The organism is Tenacibaculum litopenaei (genome assembly GCF_964514025.1).
Classification (GTDB): Bacteria; Bacteroidota; Bacteroidia; order Flavobacteriales; family Flavobacteriaceae; genus Polaribacter; species Polaribacter litopenaei.
This window is the reverse complement of the sequence record NZ_CAZEQT010000006.1, coordinates 370433-393985: the sequence shown is the minus strand read 5'-3', so window position 1 is coordinate 393985 and position 23553 is coordinate 370433. Positions and strand designations below refer to the sequence as shown.

The window sequence follows — 23553 nt, the reverse complement described above, 5'->3', positions numbered from 1 at the left end:
TATACAATTAGAAAAGCAGGAAATGAATAAAAATATAGATGAAAATTTTTTAACGCGATGGTTAAAAGATGAACTAACAGAAAATGAGCTAGAGGACTTTAAGCAGACTTCTGATTATTTTTTGTATACGAAAATCATGGAGGTCTCTTCAGGATTTGAAGAACCTGATTTTGCTAAAGAAAAGGTATATGAAAATATAGAATCAGAAGTTGAACAAAAGTCTGCACAGGCGGCTAAGCCTTCCAAGAAATCGAAGGTAATAGCATTGAACTGGGTATATGGAGCCGTGGCTGCCGTATTGTTATTATTGAGCGTATTCTATATGAATAGCGGATCAGAAGGTATTGAAACTAAGGTAGGAGAGCAGTTAGCGCTACAGCTTCCTGACAAGTCTGAAGTTGTGTTAAATGCCAATTCAAGTTTGTCATTTGACGAGGATAGCTGGGCAGAAAAACGCTTGTTAAAGTTGCGTGGTGAAGCCTATTTTAAGGTAGAAAAAGGAGCTACGTTCACCGTTGAAACCAAGCTTGGAAAAGTTCAAGTTCTAGGAACACAATTTAACGTTCGTTCTTATAACGATTATATTGAGGTTCAGTGTTTTGAAGGAAAAGTAAGTGTAAAAACTCAGAATGAGGAGAATATTCTTACTCGAGGAAAGGCATTGAGGGTATTTCCAGGAGCCGAAGCCGAGTTTTGGGACGTGATTGACCAAGAACCTAAGTGGAAAAAAGGAGAGACTACATTTAGAAGTATTTCTCTAAAATACGTGGTGTTAGCCATTGAAAATCAGTACGATATTAAAATTGATGTGGGTGGAGTAGACCTGAAACAAAAGTTTACAGGAAGCTTTACGCACGCAAATTTAAAGATTGCTTTAAAAACTGTCTTTGAACCTATGAAAATTGGAGTTATATTTACCAATTCTAAGACAGTTACCTTGGTGAAGCAATAAATGAATAGAAGAGTACGTGTTTTATTACTAATTACCGGTTTAATTTGTGTTCAGTGTCTGTTTGCTCAGAAAAACACTCAAAACCAGGAAATAATCCCCTTAAGAGAGTTGTTGTCGGCTTTGGAGTTAAAGCACGACGTGAAGTTCTCTTATAGTGACGTACTCGTAAATCAAAAGTTTTGTGCAGGGAATTACCAGCAACAAGAATTAGCGAGTACTCTTAAAAAACTCAGCTTAGAGTCGAACCTATTATTTGAAGTATTAGATGCACGCTATATTATCGTATCTGAAAAACCAAAAATAGTAGGTGAGGTGTGCGGTTTTGTGTACGATGCGCTTACCAAAGCACCAGTGCAAGGAGCGAATGTTTTTCCGTTTACCAAAAATACTGGTGTAAGTACGCGTTCTAACGGATTTTTCAGATTGTCAAATATGGAAAACGAATCGCATTTGGAGGTTAGTTTTGTAGGATATGAATCAAAGTTAATCCAGCTAAGTGCACTCAAGGAGGGTTGTTTAGAAATTGAGCTCAGGCCTCAAAATACCTTACTAGACGAAGTCTTGATTACGGACTATATGGTCGGGGGAATTGATAAAAAATCGGATGGCGCTATTGTGATTTCTCCCAAAAGATTAGGGACCGTTGCCGGACTAACAGAGCCAGATGTTTTGCAAAGTGCTCAATTACTTCCTGGAATCAGTAGTCCTAATGAAACAGCATCGGGCTTGTATATTCGAGGAGGGACTCCAGAGCAAAACCTCATTTTATTCGACGGGATAAAAATGTACAACTCGTCACATTTCTTTGGAATGCTTTCAGCATTCAATCCTTACATCATTAACAAAGTCAAAATATACAAAAGTGGTACGAGTTCGGAATACGGAAATCACACCTCGGGAGTTATCGATATTGAAACCTCTAAAGATATACCCACTCGGGTGCAAGGAGGTTTTGGGGTTAATATGACACATTTCGACGCTTTTTTAAATATACCAATAAGCAAAAAAGTAGGATTGGCGATTTCAGGAAGACGTTCGTTTACCGACGTGTTTAAAACCTCGACCTTTTCAAGGTTGTCAAAAAAGGTATTTCAGAATACTATTATCTCGCGTAATGAAGAAGCGGCATTGGATGATTTTGAAAATAAAAATAATTTCTACTTTGCCGATATTAACTCAAAACTAACGCTCCAGGCGAGCCCCAAAGATCTCTTGGTCTTTAATCATCTTTTGGTCAGAAATAAATTAGGGTATTTGTTTCAAACCAAAACAACCGACAGGTATATGACTAAAGACGATTTGAAAATCGAAAATTCCGGTTTTAGATTGCAGTGGGAGCGCAATTGGAGTGAGCGCACACGTCAAAAAACGAGTCTGTATTCCTCAAACTACGATTTCTCTTACAAATACAACGGCCGTTTTAACTACAGTCAGGCATTTACCCAAGCAGCAACCAAAACCAATGTGATTGACGATATTGGCTTTAAAACAGCTATCGAACACGATTTTGGGAAATACAATTCTATTTTAACGGGGTATGAGTTTGTAAATAATGATGTTCGTTACTTGATAAGCAGAGAAAATAGTGCCAATAGTTTTAAATACACCATTCAAGATCGAAACATTAATAATACCCATGCTTTGTTTTTTAACTATGGGTTTAATAGAAATGCAAAAACGATATTGAATGTAGGAATGAGAGCGAATTACTTTTCGTTTGTTGACAAGATGTATTTTGCTCCACGATTGTATTTGCAACAAGAGGTGTTACCAAATTTGTCCTTAAAAACATCCTACGAATACAAGCAACAAAACATCGGTCAGCTCATTGAAAATCACACCTCTGATTTCGGGTTGGAAGACCAGGTTTGGTTGTTGGTGAATGGTAAAGAACTTCCGGTATTGAGGAATAGTCAATACACTTTGGGGCTGATGTACAAAAACAAAGGAACCATCTTTGATATCGATTTTTTCAGAAAAGACAGTAAAGGGATTGCTTCGACCATCGGACCTCCAGGAAATACTATTAACCTAATAGGAACCGGATCTGTAGACGGCGTAGACGTGTTGTTAAAGCAAACCTTTGGGAACTACAGCTCTTGGATGAACTACAGCTATAGTAAATCGCGACAATTATTTGATAATTTTAACCGCGGGAATGCTTTTCCTAGTAATTTCGATGTTACCAATAGTTTTTTATGGGCGCATAACTTACAACTAGGAGATTTCAGTTTTTCACTGGCATGGATGCTCAGAACAGGTACGCCTTATACGCCTTTAGTAGGTATTGGAAAAGACGGTACATTGTTTTTGGGTGAAATCAACTCACAGCGTTTGCCGCGCTACCACAAATTAGATTTTTCAACGAGTTATTCGTTCAATTTTGACAGCAATAAACGCTGGCAAGGAAAAATAGGTCTGTCGCTGCTCAATGTGTACAATAAAACGAATATTTTAAGTAGAAAGTACAGTTCTGTTATTCTAAATGGAAATTATGTAGAACAGCGAATTGACAATCTATCCTTAGGATTTACTCCCAATCTCGTACTGAGGATCTTCATAAAATAGCGTTGTTTAAAAATATTCCGTATATTTGTTTAAATAAAATTAAAAAAAGTTGAACAATATTAAGACGGTTTTTACCATTAAGGACCTGGAGAACATTTCTGGGATCAAGGCGCACACCATACGGATATGGGAAAAGCGCTACAAACTTTTTGAACCCAAAAGAACCGCTACTAATATAAGGTATTATTCTTCGGAGAGCTTGCTAAAGCTCTTAAACGTAGCGCTTTTAAACAAGCATAACCACAAAATTTCAAAGATAGCAGACATGTCGGAGGACCAAATTAAGGTGACTGCACGTGAATTGTCTTTTAAATTAGCTGTCGAGGATGAAGCCATCAATGCTTTTAAAGTATCGATGTTTCAGTTCGATAAAGTGCTGTTTAATAATACCTACAATAAACTACTGCACAAAAAGACGTTTCGACAGATTTTTAAAGAGGTGTTTATTCCTTTTTTAGAGCACATAGGGCTGCTCTGGCAAACGGATACCTTGCTTCCTGCTCATGAGCATTTTATTTCCAATCTCATCATCCAGAAAATTCAATTGAATACGGAGAAGTTAGAATATACTACTGGTGATTCTGATCAGACCTACGTATTGTTTTTACCCGATGGTGAAATTCACGAAATAGGTCTGCTGTATTTAAATTATGAATTAGCACTGAGAGGGTTTCACACGGTATACCTCGGACAGAGTTTGCCTTTAGATAACCTAAATTACTTTTTTGACAGTCAGCGCAGTATCACTTTTGTTGCCTCAATGACGGTAAAACCTTATGATGACAAGATTGATGATTATTTTAAGGAAATAGATTTGGTTTTAAAAGAAACAAATCATAAATTTATTGGAGTAGGGGTGAAAGCCATTACCATGATTAACAAGAGCTTCGAATCGGATATTGCTGTATATCCATCCGTTATTAAATTCTTAGAAGAAATTTAATTGATTTATTTTGTTTAGAGTTTTATAATAAAATTTTAACAAAATTATATACATGATTCATCGTATCATCATATTTTTTGTTTAACTTTGTTGTAGTATGATTAAACAAAATAAATCAATAGCAATTATAGGGTCAGGATTTTCATCGCTGTCAGCTGCTAGTTATTTGGCCAAAGCTGGATACGAGGTGACGGTATATGAGAAGAATGCAACCTTAGGAGGACGTGCTCGACAGTACGTAAAAGACGGTTTTACTTTTGACATTGGTCCCACTTGGTACTGGATGCCAGATGTTTTTGAGAAGTTTTTTGCCGATTTCGGAAAAAAACCAAGTGATTACTACCAGTTGGAAAAGTTGTCGCCTGCTTACGAGGTGTATTTCGGTAAAGGAGACAGTATCGTTATTCCGGACAATTTCAAGGAAATTTGTGAAGTTTTTGAAACTGTTGAGCCTGGGAGTTCAAAGCCGTTGATGAAGTTTATGAATTCGGCAAGAGACAACTACGAAATTGCCGTAAACAAAATGGTGTACAAGCCAGGCGTTTCTCCGTTGGAGTTGGTGAGTAGCGAAACCGTGGTTCGTGTCAATCAGTTTTTTTCAACCATACGCAAGCAGGTGCGCAAAAAAATTCGCAACCACAAGCTGATAAAAATTCTTGAATTTCCAGTGCTGTTTTTAGGAGCTAAGCCAAGCAATACTCCGAGTTTTTATAATTTTATGAATTATGCAGATTTTGAGTTAGGTACCTGGCATCCGAAAGGTGGTATGTACGAGGTGGTAAAAGCCATGGTGGCTCTGGCGAAATCACAGGGAGTGAATTTTGTGACGAACGCTGCTGTGGAAGAACTGGTATTGTCGGATAAAGCTACGGTAGGAGGTGTTAAGATCAACGGAAAACACATTGAGGCTGATTTGGTACTTAGTGGCGCTGATTATCATCACACAGAAACCCTACTGCCAAATAAACTGCGTCAGTATTCAGAGAAATATTGGTCGAACAGAACCTTTGCGCCGAGTTCCTTGTTGTTTTATGTGGGATTTGATAAGAAACTGAAGAATGTAAAGCATCATACGCTTTTCTTCGATACGGATTTTGATACCCATGCAAAAACCATATACGATGTGCCAAGTTGGCCAAAAGAACCTTTATTTTACGCTAGTTTTCCTTCGATTACGGATGCCTCTTTTGCACCGGATGGAAAAGAAGCTGGAACGTTTTTGATTCCCCTAGCACCGGGAATTGAAGATACACCTGAACTGCGTGAACACTATTTCAAATTGATCATGAAGAGGCTAGAAGACCTCACGGAGCAAGAGGTGATGTCGTCCGTGATTTTCAAAGAGAGCTTTTGTGTAAATGATTTTGTAAGAGATTACAATTCGTACAAAGGAAATGCGTACGGATTGGCGAATATATTGACCCAAACTGCTTTTTTAAGACCTAAATTAAAGAGTAAAAAGGTGGAGAACCTGTATTTCACTGGACAGCTAACCGTGCCAGGACCAGGAGTACCGCCCTCGTTAATATCTGGAAAAGTAGTATCTGATTTAATCCTCAAAAACGCTTAATTATGAAAGAATTATTTGATCAAGTATCGTTTCAGTGTAGTAAACTCGTGACCAAGAAGTACAGCACTTCGTTTTCTTTAGCAACCAGAATGCTTGCACCGGAAATTCGCGTGGCCATCTATAATATTTACGGATTTGTGCGTTTTGCAGACGAGATTGTAGATTCGTTTCACGACTATGACAAGGAAGCACTCATGGAACAATTTGAAAAGAACTACTACCTCGGAAAACATCAAGGAATTAGTTTGAATCCCATCTTAAATGCTTTCATCGATACTGTTGAAAAATACAATATTGACGATTCTATGATTCAGGCGTTTCTCAAAAGTATGAAAGCCGATTTGTACAAAACGGACTATACCACTCAGGAGGAGTATAAAGAGTATATATACGGATCTGCAGATGTTGTTGGATTAATGTGTTTAAAGGTGTTTGTAAACGGTAACCAAGCCAAATTTGAAGAGTTAAAAGGAGCAGCCATGCGTTTGGGTTCGGCCTTTCAAAAGGTGAATTTTTTAAGAGATTTAAAAGAAGATGTGGAGCAGTTAAACCGTTCGTACTTCCCGAATGTTAACCTGCGTGCTTTAGACAACCGCTCCAAAGCACTCATCATTAAAGAAATAGAAGAGGATTTTGACTATGCATACCACCACGGGGTACTTAAATTACCTGTGGAAGCCAAATTTGGGGTATATATCGCTTACCGATACTACAAGCGCTTACTTAAAAAGTTAAACTCGGTTCCTTCTGAAGAGATTATGGATACTAGAATACGAATTTCGAATGGGCTAAAAATCAGTTTACTCATGCGTGGTTATGCTCGTTATAAATTGAATTTACTTTAATGAAAATATTCTTGGCCTTACTGCTGTTTTTACAGGTTCAAACTGGTGAAAAAAGTGTTGTAAAAGCGTTCCACGAAGCGGTTGATCGAAAGATGGAAACCACTTTTATCAAACAGTATAGAAATTCAAAAAGTCCAACGGTTCTAGGGTATGTGTATTCCTTGGAAATGAAACAGGCGAAGTACAAATTTTTTCCTTGGTCCAAACTAGCTGTTTTCAAGAAAGCCAAAAGGAAATTAGAGTCGTTGATTGCAAAAAATCCTGAAAATGTACACCTCAGATACATACGTTTGGTCATACAAGAACAGACGCCTGCTATCTTAAATTACAAAGACAAAATTTCTGCAGATAAATCTTTTTTATTGCGTAAATTAGAGGAAAAAGATAGCAGTGATTATCTAGATTATTATATTAAAAAGAATACCTCATTATGATATTATTTACCGCCGTTGCTCTCGGCACTTTTATACTAATGGAAGGAATTACATGGTGCACCCACAAATACGTCATGCACGGTTTTGGTTGGTACCTACACGAAGATCACCATCAGCCGGGCTACCCGCACGTATTTGAAAAAAACGATGCCTTTTTTGTGGTTTTCGCTGTTCCTAGTATGACCTTGTTCTACTTTGGAATTCGCCCGGAACTGAATTACCTGTTTTTTATTGGACTCGGTATTTTGATGTACGGAATCGCTTACTTTTTGATTCATGATGTGTTAATACACAGGCGATTTAATTGGTTTAAAAATACCCAAAACAGGTATTTACGCGGCTTGAGAAAAGCCCATAAAATACATCATAAACATTTAGGGAAACACGATGGAGAGTGTTTTGGGATGCTAGTGGTACCTTTAAAATATTTTAAAAAACCAACCTGGAAATGAGTCAGTATTTGTACCTCATATTAGACCTCGGAAGCCTAAGCATACCTTTGCTTTACAGTATTTTTGAAAAAGATTTTCACTTTATCAAATACCTAAAGCCAATCGTGTTTAGCATTTTATTAGTGGCTGCTCCGTTTCTGATTTGGGATGCTGCTTTTACGCTTATGGGCGTTTGGGGTTTTAATGCTACCTATCACTTACCGATCAAGTTTATCGGTATGCCGGTTGAAGAATGGTTGTTTTTCATTTGTATTCCTTATGCCTGTTTATTTACCCATGAGGTGTTACAGTTTTACCTGCCAAAGCTTCAATTAGAACGTACCTTTACTCTTTTACTAGGGGTATTGTTGTTATTGATTATCGCCGTGTTATTGGTTTTCTCCATAGGCAAGTGGTATACTTCGGTAAATTTCGTCTTTTTTATTCTTTTACTGTCGTATGGCTTACGAAAGGAATTGGAGCTTTTAAGACGTTATTTTATAAGTTTTGCGGTGATTTTGTTACCCTTCTTTTTGATTAACGGGATTTTGACAGGTAGTTTTATAGAAGAGCCCGTTGTTTGGTACAACAACAATGAAAATTTAGGTGTGCGTTTGTTTACGATTCCTGTAGAGGACGTTTTTTACGCCTTTAATATGTTGTTCTCAGTACAGTTATTGTTTAATTATTTTAAAAATCAACGAAATGGCAATAGCCAAAAAATCAGTGCGTAATTTTCTCGTCTTCCTGAGCTGTAATTTTTTAGCCCTTTACGTCGGCGTACAGTTGATGAACGACGGTCCGAGAACCGCTTGGTACGCTGCTTTAAATAAAGCACCGTGGTCACCTCCGAATTGGATGTTCGGGGTAGCCTGGTCGTCAATAATGCTGTTGTTCGCGTTTTATATGACGCGCTTAGTAAAGAATACATCGGAGGCAATGCGCAGTGTGCTTGGAATTTATGCGCTACAATGGTTGCTAAATGTAGGATGGAATTGGTTTTTCTTTAATCAACATCAAACAAAACTTGGATTGGTAGTGATCGTTTCACTTTGCTTGCTGATTTTGATGATGATGTTTGGATATCGAAAAAAAATGGCATGGAATTCATTGATGATACTGCCCTATGCAATATGGATGGTGTTGGCAACGAGTTTGAATGCATATATAGTGTTTAACAATTAAAAAAGGTGTTATGGCTGCAAAAAAACAAGTAAATGCAGATAAATTAATAGGCTGGTACATGGATGAAGTACTCAGTGATGAGCGTTCAAAAACCGTATATGCCTTTAGTAAAAAATACAACTTTGAAGAACAAGAGTTTTATAGTTACTTCAACAGTTTTGATGGATTGGAAAAAGCGATATTCGCAGTGTTTTGTTCAAAAACAGTATCGCTTTTGATGAAGAATGATGCCTATGTGTCGTACGATGCTAAAGGTAAATTATTGAGTTTTTATTATACGTTTTTCGAATTGCTAACAGCAAATCGTTCGTATGTATATCACAGTTTAAAGGAAAATTCGAATATGCTGGCGTCTTTGAGTTTGTTGACGAAGCTTAAAGAGGAGTTTACTACCTATGTAAAAACAGAAGTGTATACTGAGGGGTTTGATTTTAAGAATAAAACCGCGAACAAGTTGCGCGATAAAGGCGTGGAAGAGGCCGCTTGGCTGCATTTGCTCTTTACCTTGAAGTTTTGGTTAGAAGATAGCTCTCCTAATTTTGAAAAAACGGATCTTTTTATCGAAAAATCAGTAAAAGCCAGCTTTGATATTCGCGATACGACTCCGCTGGAAAGCGTATTTGACTTTGCAAAATTTTTGTGGAAAGAAAAAGTACCGAGCTCATGAAAAGTATAGATAATATCCCAACGTCAAAAATAGAGCGTGCTTCCAAATTGATAACGACAGGAATTAAAGTCGGAGTGAATTATGCGAAGTACTACGGAGAAAAAATCGTCAAATCAGAGGAGGAGGCGAAAGAGAATCTGAATCAAGCAAATGCTACGGATATTTACGACGGTTTGAAAACACTGAAAGGTTCGGCTTTAAAAGTTGCTCAAATGCTGAGTATGGAGAAAAATATTTTGCCGAGAGCCTACGTGGAGAAGTTTTCATTATCGCAATTTTCTGTACCGCCATTATCGGCACCTTTAGTCGTAAAGTCGTTTAAGAAGTATTTCAAAAAATCACCGCAAGAAGTTTTCGATACGTTTACAGCGGAATCTGTGAATGCAGCAAGTATCGGTCAAGTACACAAGGCGGAGAAAGACGGTAAAAAACTAGCCGTAAAAATTCAGTATCCAGGAGTAGCTGAGAGTATTTCAACAGATTTAGCCATGGTGAAGCCCATTGCTATGAAAATGTTTAACATTCGTGGTGAAGGAAGTGATGCCTATTTCAAAGAAGTAGAAGATAAGCTTTTGGAAGAAACCAATTACGAGTTGGAGTTAAAGCAAAGTGTTGAAATTGCCGAGCGTTGTGCCGCTATCCCGAACATAAAATTCCCGAGTTATTATTCTGAATTTTCGTCTGAGCGCATTTTAACGATGGACTGGATGGAAGGAGAACATTTGTCAGAGTATATCACCCGCGATAATAAGCAAGAAGATTTGAATAAAGTAGGGCAGGCATTGTGGGATTTTTACATGTATCAAATGCACATATTGAAAAAGGTTCATGCCGACCCTCATCCTGGGAACTTTCTAGTTTCTTCAAACCACGAGCTCACCGTCATTGATTTCGGTTGTATGAAAGAGGTTCCTGAATCTTTTTACGTGCCGTATTTTGAACTTGCAGAAAAGAAAAATATCGAGGATCCGGAATTTTTTGAGAGTAAACTCTACGAGTTGGAAATTTTAAGACCGGAGGATACTCCAGAGGAAAAAGTATTTTTTAAAGCGTTATTCCATGAAATGCTTTCGCTGTTTACACAGCCATTTCACGTGGAAGAATTCGATTTTTCCGATGCGGATTTCTTTGGGAGAATTGCCGATTTAGGTCAGAAATATGCCCAGAGTACGGAGTTGAAAAAGATGAATGGAAACAGAGGTTCAAAGCATTTTATCTATATCAACAGAACTTTCTTTGGCTTGTACAACCTCATGCACGATTTAAAGGCAAAAGGAGTCAAGATTAATAATTTTAAGAATTTGTAAATGTATATTACAAGAACGGAAATAGACCAGTTGGAGCACTTGTATAAGATTAATTTAATCAATAGTGTTTCTGGGTATAAAGCAGCCAATTTAATTGGGACTAAAAATCGGGAAGGACTTAGTAATGTAGCAGTCTTCAGTTCTGTAGTGCATTATGGTTCAGCACCGCCGATACTCGGGTTTGTGCTGCGTCCAACAACGGTAAGACGAAATACCTATGACAATATCAAGGCAACCGGATATTTTACCATCAATCACATTTATAACCAAGTTTTGGAAGATGCCCATCATACATCGGCGAAGTATCCGGCCGATATTTCAGAGTTCGACCAAACATCGTTAGAAGAGGAGTATTTAAATGATTTTTACGCTCCTTTTGTAAAAGGATCACCGGTCCAAATCGGAATGAAATATTTAGAGGAATACGAAATTAAAGCCAATGGAACCATCTTGGTTTTAGGAGAAATATTGGATTTGCACATCAAAGACGCATTGGTAGGTCAGGATGGTTTTGTAGATTTAGCTAAAGGAGAAACAGCCGTGATCAACGGCTTGGATTCCTATCTAGTACCTACGAGCCCGACGAGATTTTCTTACCAACGTCCTAAAAAAGAAATACAACAGTAAAAATGAGGATATGAAAGTTCTAATCACAGGTACCACAGGTTATATCGCAAAACGTTTAATACCAAAATTATTACGTGAAGGTCATGAGCTGTGGTGCTGTGTGCGGGATTTTTCGAGAATTCCAGAAGATCTTGTCGATAAAGCGGGAATTGAGTTTTTAAAAGTGGATTTTTTAGCTATCGAAGAAGTGCAGTTTCCTGCGGATATTGATGCAGCGTACTATTTGATTCATTCCATGGCATCGAGTGCGGTTGATTTTGAACAGATGGAACAAACCTGTGCGGTGAATTTTAAAAAACTGCTAGAGCCGACTAACTGTAAACAGGTAATTTACTTGAGTGGTATTGTAAATGATACGAGCCTGTCAAAGCATTTAAAATCCCGTTTGGGAGTGGAGCACAATTTAGCTTCAAAAGAGTATCAACTCACGGTATTTCGCGCGGGAATTATAGTAGGTAGTGGAAGTGCTTCCTTTGAAATTATTCGAGATCTCGTGGAAAAGCTTCCGGTAATGGTAGCGCCAAGATGGTTAAATACCCGAACACAACCCATCGCGATCAGAGATGTGTTGAGTTATTTGTCACAAGCCTTAGGAAATACTGCACTTTACGGAAAGTCTTATGATATTTACGGCCCGGAAATTATGACCTACAAACAGATGTTATTGCAGTTTGCAAGCGTCCGTGGGCTTAAAAGATACATCCTAACCTTGCCGGTGTTAACACCTAAGTTATCGTCGTATTGGCTGTATTTCGTAACCTCTACCTCGTATAAATTGGCAATTTCTTTGGTCGACAGTATGAAGGTAGAAGTAATAGGAAAGTCTTCTGATTTGAATGAACACATACCAATTACTCCCATTTCTTATCGCGAGGCGGTGGAAAAAGCCTTTGTGAAAATCAGGCAAAACTCCATCATTTCTAGCTGGAAAGACGCTTTGAGTAGTGGGGTACTAGCAACACCACTGTCTGAACATATCGATGTACCACATTACGGTTGCTTTAAAGACGTCCGTAAACTTCCGATTTCAGACGAAGAAGGAACGCTAAACAAAATTTGGAAACTCGGTGGTGCCAATGGTTGGTATCGATTTAATGGCCTGTGGAGAATTCGCGGTTATATAGACAAGCTGGTTGGAGGAGTAGGATTGCGTCGTGGGCGCAGGCATGCTACGGAAATAGAGGCAGGTGACGCTCTTGATTTTTGGCGGGTACTCTATGCTAATAAAGAAGAAAAGCGCATGTTGCTGTTTGCAGAAATGAAATTACCCGGTGAAGCCTGGCTAGAATTTAAAATTGTAAAAGGAAATTTATACCAACGAGCGGTATTTAGGCCCAAAGGGGTTTGGGGACGACTCTATTGGTTTAGTGTGTTGCCTTTTCATGGTTTTGTATTTAGTGGTATGATAAAGGCGTTGGCAACAAAAGATAGGTAAGCTATGAGAGGGGTGAAAAAACAACATCTTCCCAAAAAAGTTTGTGAGTCCTGTGGATTGGAATTCACCTGGAGAAAAAAATGGGAGCGCGATTGGGACGCCGTTAAATACTGCAGTAAAAGATGCAAAACGACAAAGAAAGAATTCAAATAATATGGTTCCGTAAAGACTTGCGTTTGAGTGATAATGATTTGCTACAAGCAGCAATGCAAAAGAAGTTACCCTGTGTTGCCGTGTTTTATTGGCCTTCGCATTGGTTAGAAACCAATACACTAGGGCTGTCAAAAATGGGCGGTCACCGAAAACGTTTTTTAGCAGAATCGCTGGCCTGCTTACGAACGCAATTAGAAACCTACAATATTCCGTTACTCGTGACGGATGCTCCAGAGGATTTGAGCAGTACTTTAGCAGCCAAATACGTGGTCGAAAACCTTTGGTACCATGAGGACACTACCTTTGAAGAAGCGCAAGAAGCACAACAGGTATTAAGCTTTTGGACTAATGAGACCAAAATATGGCCCTTGTCAAGAAAAGGTTTATTCCTGAAGGCGGATTGTGATAGGCTCATAAAAAAACAAGAGTTTTCATTCAGTGCCTTTCGGAAAAAAGTAGAGAAATACCTGGCAGTTAGAGCTACAGATCATTGTCCATTAACAGTGCAAGAGCCTCTGAATCTGGAAGGCTTAAACGGTGTATTAAGGGAAGAAGAGTTCCTAGAAACTACGAGTACTATCCCTGATGACACGGCTTTTCCGTTCCGCGGAGGAGAGCTTAGTGCCCTTGACAGACTGCATGGATATTTCTTTGAAAATCACCATGTGAAAAGCTATAAGCAAACGAGAAACGGGTTGCTTGGAACTGAATACAGCACGAAATTTTCTCCTTGGTTGGCATTCGGTAATATTTCCGCAGCAACTATTGTGGAGACTCTAAAAAAATACGAACGTGAATACGGAGCAAACGAGTCGACCTATTGGGTGTATTTCGAATTGCTTTGGCGTGAGTATTTTAAAGTGCTCGCAGAGAAAAATGGAACGACATTTTTTCAAAAATACGGGTTTCGAACATCTAAACAGTCATTCCCAAAGGCTTCTAAAGAAATTTTCCAACTGTGGATAGAAGGAAAGACGGAGGACGAATTTGTCAATGCAAACATGAACGAATTGCGTTCTACGGGATGGATGAGCAATCGAGGGCGACAAAATGTAGCATCGTATTGGATACACGATTTACAGGGAGATTGGCGCTGGGGAGCAGCGTATTTTGAAATGCAACTCATAGACTACGATGTGCATTCAAATTACGGAAATTGGCAGTACATAGCTGGAATTGGAATTGATGGTAAACCCAAACATTTTGACGTTCAACAGCAAGCGTCCTACTACGATAAAAACGGCGAGTTCAGAGCTCGCTGGAGTTAAACAGATATTATTTCATGAATACATTACGATTGATCTTGGGTGATCAACTTAACAAGAAGCACTCTTGGTATAAGTGCGTGGACAAAGAAGTAACCTTTGCCATGTTTGAAGTGCAAGAAGAACTCACGTATACGAAACACCACATACAAAAAGTTGTAGGCTTTTTTGCAGCTATGCGAGCATTCGCAGCTTGTCTGGAAGCCGAAGGACATCGTGTGGTGTATTATCGCATTGGTGATCTTAAAAACAAGCAGTCGATTACGATGAATCTTCAACAGCTCATCGATACGGAAAGTTTTGATAGGTTTGAATATCAAGAACCAGATGAATGGCGTGTTGAGCAGTATCTACAAGAGTGGAGTGCTGACCTCAACATGGAGGTTAAGGCAGTGGGTACTGAACACTTTTTGACCACCAGAAGTGAATTGTCTCATTTCTTTGAGGGAAAAAAGCAGTTTTTGATGGAGAACTTTTACCGATACATGCGCAAGAAGCACAGTATTTTGATGACTGGCAAGCAACCGGAAGGAGGCAAGTGGAATTACGATAAAAACAATCGTAAAAAATGGAAGCAGCAAACCCTTATTCCGATCCAATTCGAGGCTGTAACAGATGTAAGTGCTTTATTGGAAGAGTTAGAACAGTCAGGAGCTTTATTTTTTGGAAAGGTAGACCCAAATCGTTTTACTTACCCTGTAAATAGATCGGATGCAATGGCACAGCTGCATTATTTTATAGACCATTTGCTGGTGTTCTTTGGAGATTATCAAGATGCAATGCACGACCAAGAATTGGTGTTGTATCATTCTAAAATTTCCTTTGCATTGAATATAAAACTAATAGATCCGCTAGAGGTATTACAAGAGGTGGAACGAGCCTACCGAGAGAATGATGCGGTAAGTATTGAACAAGCTGAGGGCTTTATACGTCAAATATTGGGATGGCGAGAATATATGAGAGGAATGTATTGGCTTCAAATGCCTGCGATGGAAAGTAGTAATTATTTCGAACACAGGAATTCGCTTCCTACGGCTTACTGGACCGGAAAAACCCGAATGAACTGCCTAAAACACTGTGTTAACAATTCGTTAGACACGGCTTATGCACATCACATACAGCGATTAATGGTTTTAGGAAATATTGCATTGCTGTTACAAGTAGCACCACAAGAAGTCGACGATTGGTTTTTAGGTATCTATATCGATGCAGTACAATGGGTGCAATTGCCTAATACACGAGGGATGAGTCAGTTCGCTGATGGAGGAAATATTGCTACCAAACCCTATATAAGTAGCGCCAATTACGTCGATAAGATGAGTAATTACTGTCAGGGATGCTCGTATGATAAAAAAACTAAAATCGAGGAAAACTCCTGTCCTTTGAACAGCTTGTATTGGGATTTTCTCATAACGCATGACAAAAAACTAAGAGCAAATAGGAGAATGAGTATGATGTACCGTTTACTTGATAAAATGGATTCTGAGCAACGGCAAAAGATCAGTGCAAGAGCGAGCTACCTTCGCGCTCATACAGCAGAAATTTAGTGCTGAATATTTTGTTTAACCATATTTTTGTATTGTTAAACAAAATTTGTATCTTTGAGTAACATTGAAATTTAGCGAGAACAAATTTCAATATTTTTTTGACTTTTTTCAATTTGTTTAACTGATTTGATAAAAAGGTAAACAAAATAATATTCAAACGATATGATTCAAGATAGAGAGAAAATTTCGGTAGTTTGGTTTAAGAGAGATTTGCGTTTGGAAGACAACGAGGCGGTAGTAAACGCATTGGCAACAGGTAGAAAAGTACTATTTGTGTACATCTTTGAACCTAGCTTGCTGCAGGACCCTCACTATTCGGAACGTCATTGGAATTTTATCAAGCAATCCATTGCTGATATGAATGAATCATTGGAAAAATTGGGAACCCACGTATTTGTTGTCGAAGCCGAAGTGATGCAATTTTTCAAATATCTGCTATCGAGATTCGATGTGTCGGAAGTGTTTTCTCATATTGAAACAGGTTTGTTAAAGACCTTTAAAAGAGATAAGAATTTCAAGCGCTTTTGCCGTAATAACTCGATAAGCTGGGAAGAGAATATTAATAATGGTGTATTTCGAGGTAGAACCGATAGGGAACATTGGAAGGAAGACTGGGAAGGTTACATGAAGTCAGAACTCCTGCCATTTGAACCTTACGGTCCTCAACAGTTTATTAGCAGTGATGAGTTGAGGGAACTCGAAAAAGATATCAAAACTACAGCGGTTAATACGCTGGCAGCGTCAGCGAACTTTCAACGAGGAGGAAGAGCGACTGCAAAGCGCTATTTACAGAGTTTTTTTAAGGAGCGCTATGTGAATTATGCCAAATTTATCTCGAAACCCATGCAGGCAAGAGAAAGCTGTAGTCGTTTATCGCCTTATTTAGCTTGGGGTAATTTATCGGTACGCGAGGTATTTCAGGAGGCAAAGAGCATCCGAAGAACCGCGATGAACAAAAGAGCCATTGATGCCTTTACGTCTCGCTTGCGATGGCAGGCGCACTTTATTCAAAAGTTTGAAATGGAGTGCATTATGGAGAAGGCTAGTATTAACAAAGGATACCACAAACTTAAAAAAGATATTTCGCTTCAGTATCAAGAAGCTTGGAAACAGGGACAAACGGGAATTCCAATTATCGATGCTTGTATGCGCTGTTTACAGAGCACCGGTTATTTAAATTTTAGAATGAGAGCGATGGTAGTATCGTTTTTTACCCACAATTTATGGCAGCCTTGGCAAGAGGCTTCGAGATATCTGTCACAAGTTTTCTTGGACTTTGAGCCCGGTATTCACTTTCCTCAATTGCAAATGCAAGCGGGAGAAACCGGTATCAATACGTTGCGCATTTACAATCCCATTAAAAATGGTCTGGAACACGATCCCAATGCGGTTTTTATAGGGCAGTGGGTACCAGAGCTACAAAAACTACCCATAGCTTTTCGTCATGAGCCTTATAAGTTGACGATGTTGGAACAGAAGCTATATCATTTTACGTTAGGGAAAGACTATCCAGCACCCATCGTTGACATTGCGAAAACTAGGAAGCGCGCATCGGATGAAATCTGGAAATTGCGAAAAGATGAAGAAGTGATTAGAGAGAGTTTGAGAATAGTAAATAAACACGTAACACGATAACAAACATGGTTTTCAATACAACATATACAGAACGAGAAGACATTCGAGCGATGAATGCGTTAGTAGGTGAACCTTTTTCGCTGATGAAGCGGATAAAAATGGGAGGCGTAGGGAGTTCACGCTTGATGATTTTACAGGTGAGCGAACATTTTAAATCGCTGCTAAATCAGGTTTCCGATATTAATTACATCAATATTGAACTGCGTCCGAAAGGAGTAATTGTCCACTTAACACAGCGTTTAAAGCGATTTGCATGGGCTATCCCTTACTACAAATTGGTCGTATTTAACACGAGTCATTTCAGCATACACGCCGATGGAAATTTCATTCGTGTAGCAAAAAATAAACAGCATGCGATAAACAAGAAATTCTTGCGCAAAATGATGAACCTAAAAATTAATGCACATGAAGACTATGAATTCCTTTTCTATGAAGGAAGTTGATCGCATCATTGAAATGGCATGGGAAGATCGTACGCCTTTCGAAGCCATCCAATTTCAATTCGGACTTCGGGAGCCAGAAGTCATCGCTTTGATGCGAAGGGAATTAAAATCGTCCAGTTTTAAACTATGGAGGAAAAGAGTACAAGGCAGGGCCACCAAACACAGTAAAAAACGCGTATTTGTCAAAGGACGCTTCAAGTGCTCAAGACAAACTACCATTTCTAACAATAAGATAGCAAAGAGATAATGAATGCTCATAAATTAGCGATAACGAGAAGAGAACACTTTAATGCCGCACACAGATTACACAATGCACATTGGAGCGATGCGAAAAATAAGGAGGTATTTGGTAAATGTAACAATCCGCATTACCACGGTCACAATTACGAATTGGAAGTGTCTGTGATAGGACCGATAGATCCGGATACGGGCTATGTGATTGATACTAAAATACTGTCCGATATTATCAAAGAGAAAGTGCTCAATCCATTTGATCATAAAAACTTGAACTTGGAGGTAGCACAGTTTAAAACACTAAATCCTACTGTTGAAAATATTGCCGTAGTGATTTATGAATTAATAGCAGCAGAAATAAAAGCGCCTTTAGAGGTAAAAATTAAACTTTATGAAACACCCAGAAACTTTGTCGAATACCCTGTTAAATAACGAAACGTACTTAAATGGGTTAACCATTGAAGAAATTGGTGATGATCATTTATATACAGGACTTCAAACACCGATGCGCAAAGACGCCTTTGCGTTATCTGACACGGAGAAAAAAGAACAAATAGCAGCCCTTTTTGGCCAAATTATGGAGGTGATGGGCTTAGACCTAACCGACGATTCATTGCGAGGTACTCCAAAAACGCGTAGCTAAGATGTACATCGATGAGATTTTCTCAGGATTAAATCCAGCGAACAAACCGAAAATAGCACTATTTGACAATTCGTATCGCTATCAGCAAATGTTAGTGGAAAAGGATATATTATTTTACTCAAACTGCGAGCATCACTTTGTGCCGATTATTGGGAAGGCGCACGTTGCTTATATCTCGTCAGGAAAGGTAATAGGACTGTCCAAACTAAATAGAATTGTACAGTACTATGCCAAACGTCCGCAGGTACAGGAACGTTTGACCAATCAAATAGGTACAGATTTACAAGAAATATTGCAAACAGAAGATGTCGCCGTGATTATCGAAGCAAAACACTTGTGTGTTTCTTCACGCGGTGTAAAAGACGACTCTTCTGCGACCGTAACTTGTTTTTACGGAGGAGCTTTTGAGCGCCAGGAAAAGATTGTAGAACTTCAAAATTATTTAAAATGAGCACAGTAGAACTTATACAAGAAGCCTATGATTTTGAAAAAAATCACAAGAAATTCAGAACGAGAAATGATAAAATCATTGCCTCTCGAAGAGCTAAGGAACTCGTGTTGTCACTCAACGCTATTTACAAGAGTACGAAAGACAAGTCTCTTATGGAAACGATGAAGCGCATAACCGAAATTAAACGCAAGATAGAGAAGCGTTTAAAAGGAAGAATTTAACAAACAACAACTATAGATCTGACCTATGAAAACAATAGCAATTGTTGGAGGAAGTAAGGGGATTGGTGCTGCCTTAGTAGAACTGTTGAAAGACAGCTGCGAACTGTTGGTATTTAGCAGAACTGAAATCCAGACAAACGAACATATAAAGCACTTTCAATTAGATGTTTTGAAGGATGCCTTGCCTGACACACCTCGTTTAGACGGATTGGTTTACTGCCCGGGTAGTATCAATCTTAAACCCTTAAACCGATTGAAAATTGACGATTTTCAAGAGGATTTTAACATTAATGTACTCGGCGCAATTCGAGTAATACAGCACTTTGAAAAAGCGCTCTTAACCGCTGGAGGTAGTGTTGTGCTCTTTAGTACCGTTGCAACACAGCTAGGAATGCCATTTCACGCCAGCATTGCTGTGAGCAAGGCGGGGGTAGAAGGACTGGCTAAATCACTGGCAGCGGAGTATGCTGCGAAGATTCGTTTCAACGTCATCGCACCGACGGTGACGAATACAGCATTGGCAGCTCGTTTGTTACGCAATGACAAACAGCAGGAGGCCATGCGTCAAAGGCATCCGTTGAAAACGTATTTGGAAGCTGAGGAAGTAGCGCAATTTGCCAAATACCTGTTGTCAGATCATGCTCGGGCTATCAGCGGTCAAGTCTTTCCAATAGATGCAGGAATTACAACTTTAAAAACGTAAATTATGAGATGGTTATGGATGATGGGTATGCTAGTGATGACGTTACCTACCTTAGTGGTGTTTGATGCCAGTAAGCCAAATAAGAAACTGCGTTGGTTTCAAACCAACGATGATGTGATGGGAGGCATATCGTCTTCGACGATGAAAGTGAACGAAGCAGGTGTTGCTGAATTCTCTGGAAGGGTATCCACTGAAAATAACGGTGGTTTTGCGATGACTCGCTTACCAGTATCCATCAATTTTGACCAGCCGTATTCAAAAATTGTACTGCAGGTGCAAGGCGATGGTAAACCGTATCAATTTAGACTAAAAGCCTCTAAAAGACAACGTTTTTGGTATGTGCAAAAGTTTACCACCTCAGGAGAAATTGAAAAAATAGAACTGCCATTGAAGGATTTTTATCCATCGTGGAGGGGATACCGCCTGAACTCAGGAAATTTTGATGCTACTCAACTAACAGAATTAGCCTTGTTGATAGGCAATAAAAAAAATGAAAGCTTTACCTTGCTAGTACATAAAATTACTTTAGAATAACCCTATGAAAGTTTTAAACATACTTTTACTTATGACTCTTTTTAGCAGTGCCGTAAAGGCGCAAGTTTTAGAACCAAAATCGTCTATCTACGATGTGAAAATTAATGATATTAACGGAAAACCCATTGACTTAGCTCAGTTTAAAGGCAAAAAAATGCTTTTTGTGAACGTAGCCTCTAAATGTGGTTTTACCGGACAGTACAAAGGACTTCAAGCACTGTTTGACAAGTACAAAGATCAGCTGATGGTAATCGGTGTTCCTTGCAATCAGTTTGGCGGACAAGAGCCAGGTACTTCTTCTGAGATTCAGTCGTTTTGCGAGATGAATTACGGAGTTAACTTTTTGATGACTGAGAAAGTAGCTGTCAAAGGCGAGGAGCAACATCCTTTGTATCAATGGCTCACCAAAAAATCGTTAAACGGTGCCTCAAACTCAACGGTGAAATGGAATTTCCAAAAATACATAGTCGATGAAAACGGAAGGTTTGTGAATTACTTTTACTCAATGACCAAACCGATGAGTTCAAAGATTACCAAAATTTTAGACAGTGAGTAAAAAACCGGATTACGTTGTATACAATGAAGAGGAGCAGCGTTACGATGCTTTTGTAAAGCCGTATGCTTCTAATTTAGCAGCACCTGTAATTGAACAGCCGGATACTGTAAATTGGAAAAAAACCAATATTCACAGTGCCAACAGTCAGTTCAAGGCAACTTTCGATGAGATTAAGGAACAGTACCAAGCTTTAATGCAGGAGTACCAGTACAACCAACTCATTTACAACGCTAAATTTAATTTTGAGCCGATAGTTGGACATGTTTACCATTTGTACAGCAAGCAGGAAACGTATTTTTTATCGTTGCTAGCCCCCGAGGAGTGTACGTTTACCTTCGTCGGGAGCTTTCAGCTAAACAGTGATAAAATTTGGAAAAAAATAGATAGAAAATGATTGAATTTAAAGCACATTCTGGAATTTACACACTGTATACAGAGCAGGTATTGAATATTTCATTAAAAGAAGCGTGGAGTTTTTTTAGCGTCCCACAAAACTTACAAAAAATTACCCCCGAACACATGGGGTTTCAAATAACTTCATCAGTTGATAAATCGGCGTATGCCGGTCAAATCATCACCTACAAAGTAGGAATATTACCAGGAATTAAGCAAAATTGGGTTACCGAAATTACTCAGGTACAAGACGAAGAGTTTTTTATTGATGAGCAGCGATTTGGCCCGTATAGCATGTGGCATCACGAACATTGGTTTTACGAGTTAGCGGATGGAACCACCTTGATGAAAGACAAAATATCCTACAAAATTCCCATGGGAATCTTGGGGAAGTTGGCACAGAAACTCTTTATAAAAAAACAATTGAAAACGATATTTTCATATCGCTATGCAACCCTAGAAAAAATGTTTAATGGAAAATAACAAATGCTCCGTTTTTTGGTTTAGAAGAGATCTTAGAGTTCACGACAATACAGGCTTGCATGCCGCTTTAAAATCAGGGAACAAGGTTGTACCTATTTTTATTTTTGACACTCAGATCACTGAGAAGCTCCCTAAGGACGATGCTAGAATTTCTTTTATTTACGACAGCCTAAAGGCGATACACGAGGAATTTCAAACGACGGGAGGTGGACTTAAAATATACCAGGGAAATCCTCTGGATGTTTGGAAGCAATTGCTAGCGGAGTACGATGTCGCCCAGGTGTATACCAACCGCGACTACGAACCTTATGCAACAGAACGCGACGATGCGATAGCAACGCTATTAGCCACCAAAAAGATACCCTTTCACACTTTCAAAGACCAAGTGATTTTTGAAAAAAAAGAGGTCGTGAAAAAAGATGGAACACCCTACACCGTTTTTACGCCGTTTAAAAACCAATGGCTCAAACAGTTTAGCCCACAAGAAGCGCTTAAGGTCCAGCCTTCCAAAGAATTGCTGGATGCTTTACTACCTCGTAACGTTGAGTTTCCTCCAATGGCTCATCTAGGCTTTGTCAGAAGCAGTATTGCGGTAAAACCTGTAGCATTTAATCATTTAGAAGACTACGATGCGATACGTGATTTTCCGTGGATGGATAAAACATCCTATGTATCCCCGCATTTGCGATTTGGAACCATCAGTGTAAGAGCCATGGTTTCATTGGCTTTGAAAACAAATGCGACCTATTTGAGTGAATTGATATGGAGAGAGTTTTTTATGCAGATTCTCTTTAATTTTCCGCAAGTAGAAAAACGCTGTTTTAAATCGAAGTACGAACGCGTTGCTTGGCGTAATAACGAAGAGGAATTCGAGCACTGGTGTAACGGTACCACCGGATATCCTATTGTAGATGCTGGTATGCGTGAACTCAATGCAACCGGATACATGCACAATCGGGTGCGCATGATCACAGCGAGTTTTCTCTGTAAACACTTACTCATAGATTGGCGTTGGGGCGAAGCCTACTTTGCCAGTAAACTACTCGATTACGACCTGTCAGCCAATAATGGTAACTGGCAATGGGCGGCGAGCACAGGTTGTGATGCGGTTCCGTACTTCCGAATATTTAATCCGACAGAACAAGTAAAAAAGTTTGATAAGCAACGGGCTTATATTAAAAAATGGGTTCCTGATGTAGAGGAATTGACCTATCCTCAGCCAATAGTTGACCATAAATTTGCTCGGGAACGAGCCTTAAAAACCTATAAAGACGTGCAGTAAATCTGCGCGTCTTTTTTTAGCACGATTTCGTCATTTATTCCTGACT

The 23553-nt window shown here is 39.0% G+C and carries 27 protein-coding genes and 1 pseudogene; all 28 read left to right on the top strand.

Annotated features, from left to right (window positions below):
- Positions 1–22 precede the first annotated feature (22 nt).
- The 28 genes and pseudogenes from ACKTS5_RS10375 (at position 23) to ACKTS5_RS10240 (ending at position 23507) form a co-directional block, all read left to right on the top strand.
- On the top strand, positions 23–952 hold the full coding sequence (locus ACKTS5_RS10375; protein WP_408043796.1) for a FecR family protein: 930 nt from the start codon (positions 23–25) through the stop codon (positions 950–952).
- Complete coding sequence (locus ACKTS5_RS10370) at positions 953–3520, top strand: TonB-dependent receptor (RefSeq protein WP_408043795.1); 2568 nt, start codon at positions 953–955, stop codon at positions 3518–3520.
- A gap of 49 nt (positions 3521–3569) precedes the next feature.
- Complete coding sequence (locus tag ACKTS5_RS10365; protein WP_408043794.1) at positions 3570–4463, top strand: MerR family transcriptional regulator; 894 nt, start codon at positions 3570–3572, stop codon at positions 4461–4463.
- Between the two features lie 97 nt (positions 4464–4560).
- Positions 4561–6033 carry a phytoene desaturase family protein gene (locus ACKTS5_RS10360; RefSeq protein ID WP_408043793.1) on the top strand — a complete coding sequence of 491 codons (1473 nt, stop codon included), beginning with the start codon at positions 4561–4563 and terminating at the stop codon, positions 6031–6033.
- A gap of 2 nt (positions 6034–6035) precedes the next feature.
- Positions 6036–6878: a phytoene/squalene synthase family protein gene (locus ACKTS5_RS10355; protein ID WP_408043792.1), complete on the top strand. Its 843-nt coding sequence runs from the start codon at positions 6036–6038 to the stop codon at positions 6876–6878.
- The gene (locus ACKTS5_RS10350) at positions 6878–7312 is read left to right on the top strand and encodes a hypothetical protein (RefSeq protein WP_408043791.1); all 435 of its coding nucleotides are present in this window, start codon (positions 6878–6880) and stop codon (positions 7310–7312) included. Before ACKTS5_RS10355 ends, ACKTS5_RS10350 begins: the two co-directional genes overlap by 1 nt.
- Positions 7309–7764 carry a sterol desaturase family protein gene (locus ACKTS5_RS10345; protein ID WP_408043790.1) on the top strand — a complete coding sequence of 152 codons (456 nt, stop codon included), beginning with the start codon at positions 7309–7311 and terminating at the stop codon, positions 7762–7764. Before ACKTS5_RS10350 ends, ACKTS5_RS10345 begins: the two co-directional genes overlap by 4 nt.
- On the top strand, positions 7761–8477 hold the full coding sequence (locus ACKTS5_RS10340) for a lycopene cyclase domain-containing protein (protein ID WP_408043789.1): 717 nt from the start codon (positions 7761–7763) through the stop codon (positions 8475–8477). The genes ACKTS5_RS10345 and ACKTS5_RS10340 overlap by 4 nt, the downstream gene beginning before the upstream one ends.
- Positions 8449–8928, top strand: a complete 480-nt coding sequence (locus ACKTS5_RS10335; RefSeq protein WP_408043788.1) for a TspO/MBR family protein — start codon at positions 8449–8451, stop codon at positions 8926–8928. The genes ACKTS5_RS10340 and ACKTS5_RS10335 overlap by 29 nt, the downstream gene beginning before the upstream one ends.
- A gap of 10 nt (positions 8929–8938) precedes the next feature.
- Positions 8939–9595, top strand: a complete 657-nt coding sequence (locus tag ACKTS5_RS10330; protein WP_408043787.1) for a TetR family transcriptional regulator C-terminal domain-containing protein — start codon at positions 8939–8941, stop codon at positions 9593–9595.
- Positions 9592–10902, top strand: coding sequence for an ABC1 kinase family protein (locus tag ACKTS5_RS10325; protein WP_408043786.1), 1311 nt, complete (start codon positions 9592–9594; stop codon positions 10900–10902). Before ACKTS5_RS10330 ends, ACKTS5_RS10325 begins: the two co-directional genes overlap by 4 nt.
- Positions 10903–11529: a flavin reductase family protein gene (locus ACKTS5_RS10320; protein ID WP_408043785.1), complete on the top strand. Its 627-nt coding sequence runs from the start codon at positions 10903–10905 to the stop codon at positions 11527–11529.
- Positions 11530–11539: 10 nt separating this feature from the next.
- Positions 11540–12964 carry an SDR family oxidoreductase gene (locus ACKTS5_RS10315; protein WP_408043784.1) on the top strand — a complete coding sequence of 475 codons (1425 nt, stop codon included), beginning with the start codon at positions 11540–11542 and terminating at the stop codon, positions 12962–12964.
- A 3-nt stretch (positions 12965–12967) separates the two neighbouring features.
- Positions 12968–13117, top strand: a complete 150-nt coding sequence (locus ACKTS5_RS10310) for a DUF2256 domain-containing protein (protein ID WP_408043783.1) — start codon at positions 12968–12970, stop codon at positions 13115–13117.
- On the top strand, positions 13087–14385 hold the full coding sequence (locus ACKTS5_RS10305; RefSeq protein WP_408043782.1) for a DASH family cryptochrome: 1299 nt from the start codon (positions 13087–13089) through the stop codon (positions 14383–14385). Before ACKTS5_RS10310 ends, ACKTS5_RS10305 begins: the two co-directional genes overlap by 31 nt.
- A 14-nt stretch (positions 14386–14399) precedes the next feature.
- Positions 14400–15929, top strand: coding sequence for a cryptochrome/photolyase family protein (locus tag ACKTS5_RS10300; RefSeq protein WP_408043781.1), 1530 nt, complete (start codon positions 14400–14402; stop codon positions 15927–15929).
- A 162-nt stretch (positions 15930–16091) separates the two neighbouring features.
- Complete coding sequence (locus tag ACKTS5_RS10295; protein WP_408043780.1) at positions 16092–17564, top strand: cryptochrome/deoxyribodipyrimidine photo-lyase family protein; 1473 nt, start codon at positions 16092–16094, stop codon at positions 17562–17564.
- A gap of 5 nt (positions 17565–17569) precedes the next feature.
- Positions 17570–18007: a hypothetical protein gene (locus ACKTS5_RS10290; protein ID WP_408043779.1), complete on the top strand. Its 438-nt coding sequence runs from the start codon at positions 17570–17572 to the stop codon at positions 18005–18007.
- Complete coding sequence (locus ACKTS5_RS10285) at positions 17970–18254, top strand: TIGR03643 family protein (RefSeq protein WP_408043778.1); 285 nt, start codon at positions 17970–17972, stop codon at positions 18252–18254. Before ACKTS5_RS10290 ends, ACKTS5_RS10285 begins: the two co-directional genes overlap by 38 nt.
- The gene (locus ACKTS5_RS10280; protein WP_408043777.1) at positions 18254–18673 is read left to right on the top strand and encodes a 6-pyruvoyl trahydropterin synthase family protein; all 420 of its coding nucleotides are present in this window, start codon (positions 18254–18256) and stop codon (positions 18671–18673) included. Before ACKTS5_RS10285 ends, ACKTS5_RS10280 begins: the two co-directional genes overlap by 1 nt.
- A pseudogene (gene folE, locus ACKTS5_RS10275) lies at positions 18633–19335 on the top strand (GTP cyclohydrolase I FolE). The gene ACKTS5_RS10280 and the pseudogene folE overlap by 41 nt, the downstream one beginning before the upstream one ends.
- Entirely contained in the window at positions 19332–19556 is a 225-nt protein-coding gene (locus ACKTS5_RS10270) for a hypothetical protein (RefSeq protein ID WP_408043776.1), read from the top strand. The pseudogene folE and the gene ACKTS5_RS10270 overlap by 4 nt, the downstream one beginning before the upstream one ends.
- A 25-nt stretch (positions 19557–19581) precedes the next feature.
- Positions 19582–20259, top strand: coding sequence for an SDR family NAD(P)-dependent oxidoreductase (locus ACKTS5_RS10265; RefSeq protein WP_408043775.1), 678 nt, complete (start codon positions 19582–19584; stop codon positions 20257–20259).
- 3 nt (positions 20260–20262) lie between these two features.
- Positions 20263–20793: a CIA30 family protein gene (locus ACKTS5_RS10260; protein WP_408043774.1), complete on the top strand. Its 531-nt coding sequence runs from the start codon at positions 20263–20265 to the stop codon at positions 20791–20793.
- Positions 20794–20824: 31 nt separating this feature from the next.
- The gene (locus ACKTS5_RS10255; protein ID WP_408044634.1) at positions 20825–21349 is read left to right on the top strand and encodes a glutathione peroxidase; all 525 of its coding nucleotides are present in this window, start codon (positions 20825–20827) and stop codon (positions 21347–21349) included.
- Positions 21342–21743 carry a DUF2452 domain-containing protein gene (locus tag ACKTS5_RS10250; RefSeq protein ID WP_408043773.1) on the top strand — a complete coding sequence of 134 codons (402 nt, stop codon included), beginning with the start codon at positions 21342–21344 and terminating at the stop codon, positions 21741–21743. Before ACKTS5_RS10255 ends, ACKTS5_RS10250 begins: the two co-directional genes overlap by 8 nt.
- A complete protein-coding gene (locus tag ACKTS5_RS10245; RefSeq protein WP_408043772.1) occupies positions 21740–22225 on the top strand; it encodes an SRPBCC family protein in 486 nt (161 codons plus the stop codon). Before ACKTS5_RS10250 ends, ACKTS5_RS10245 begins: the two co-directional genes overlap by 4 nt.
- Entirely contained in the window at positions 22215–23507 is a 1293-nt protein-coding gene (locus ACKTS5_RS10240) for a cryptochrome/photolyase family protein (RefSeq protein WP_408043771.1), read from the top strand. The genes ACKTS5_RS10245 and ACKTS5_RS10240 overlap by 11 nt, the downstream gene beginning before the upstream one ends.
- Positions 23508–23553: the final 46 nt, after the last annotated feature.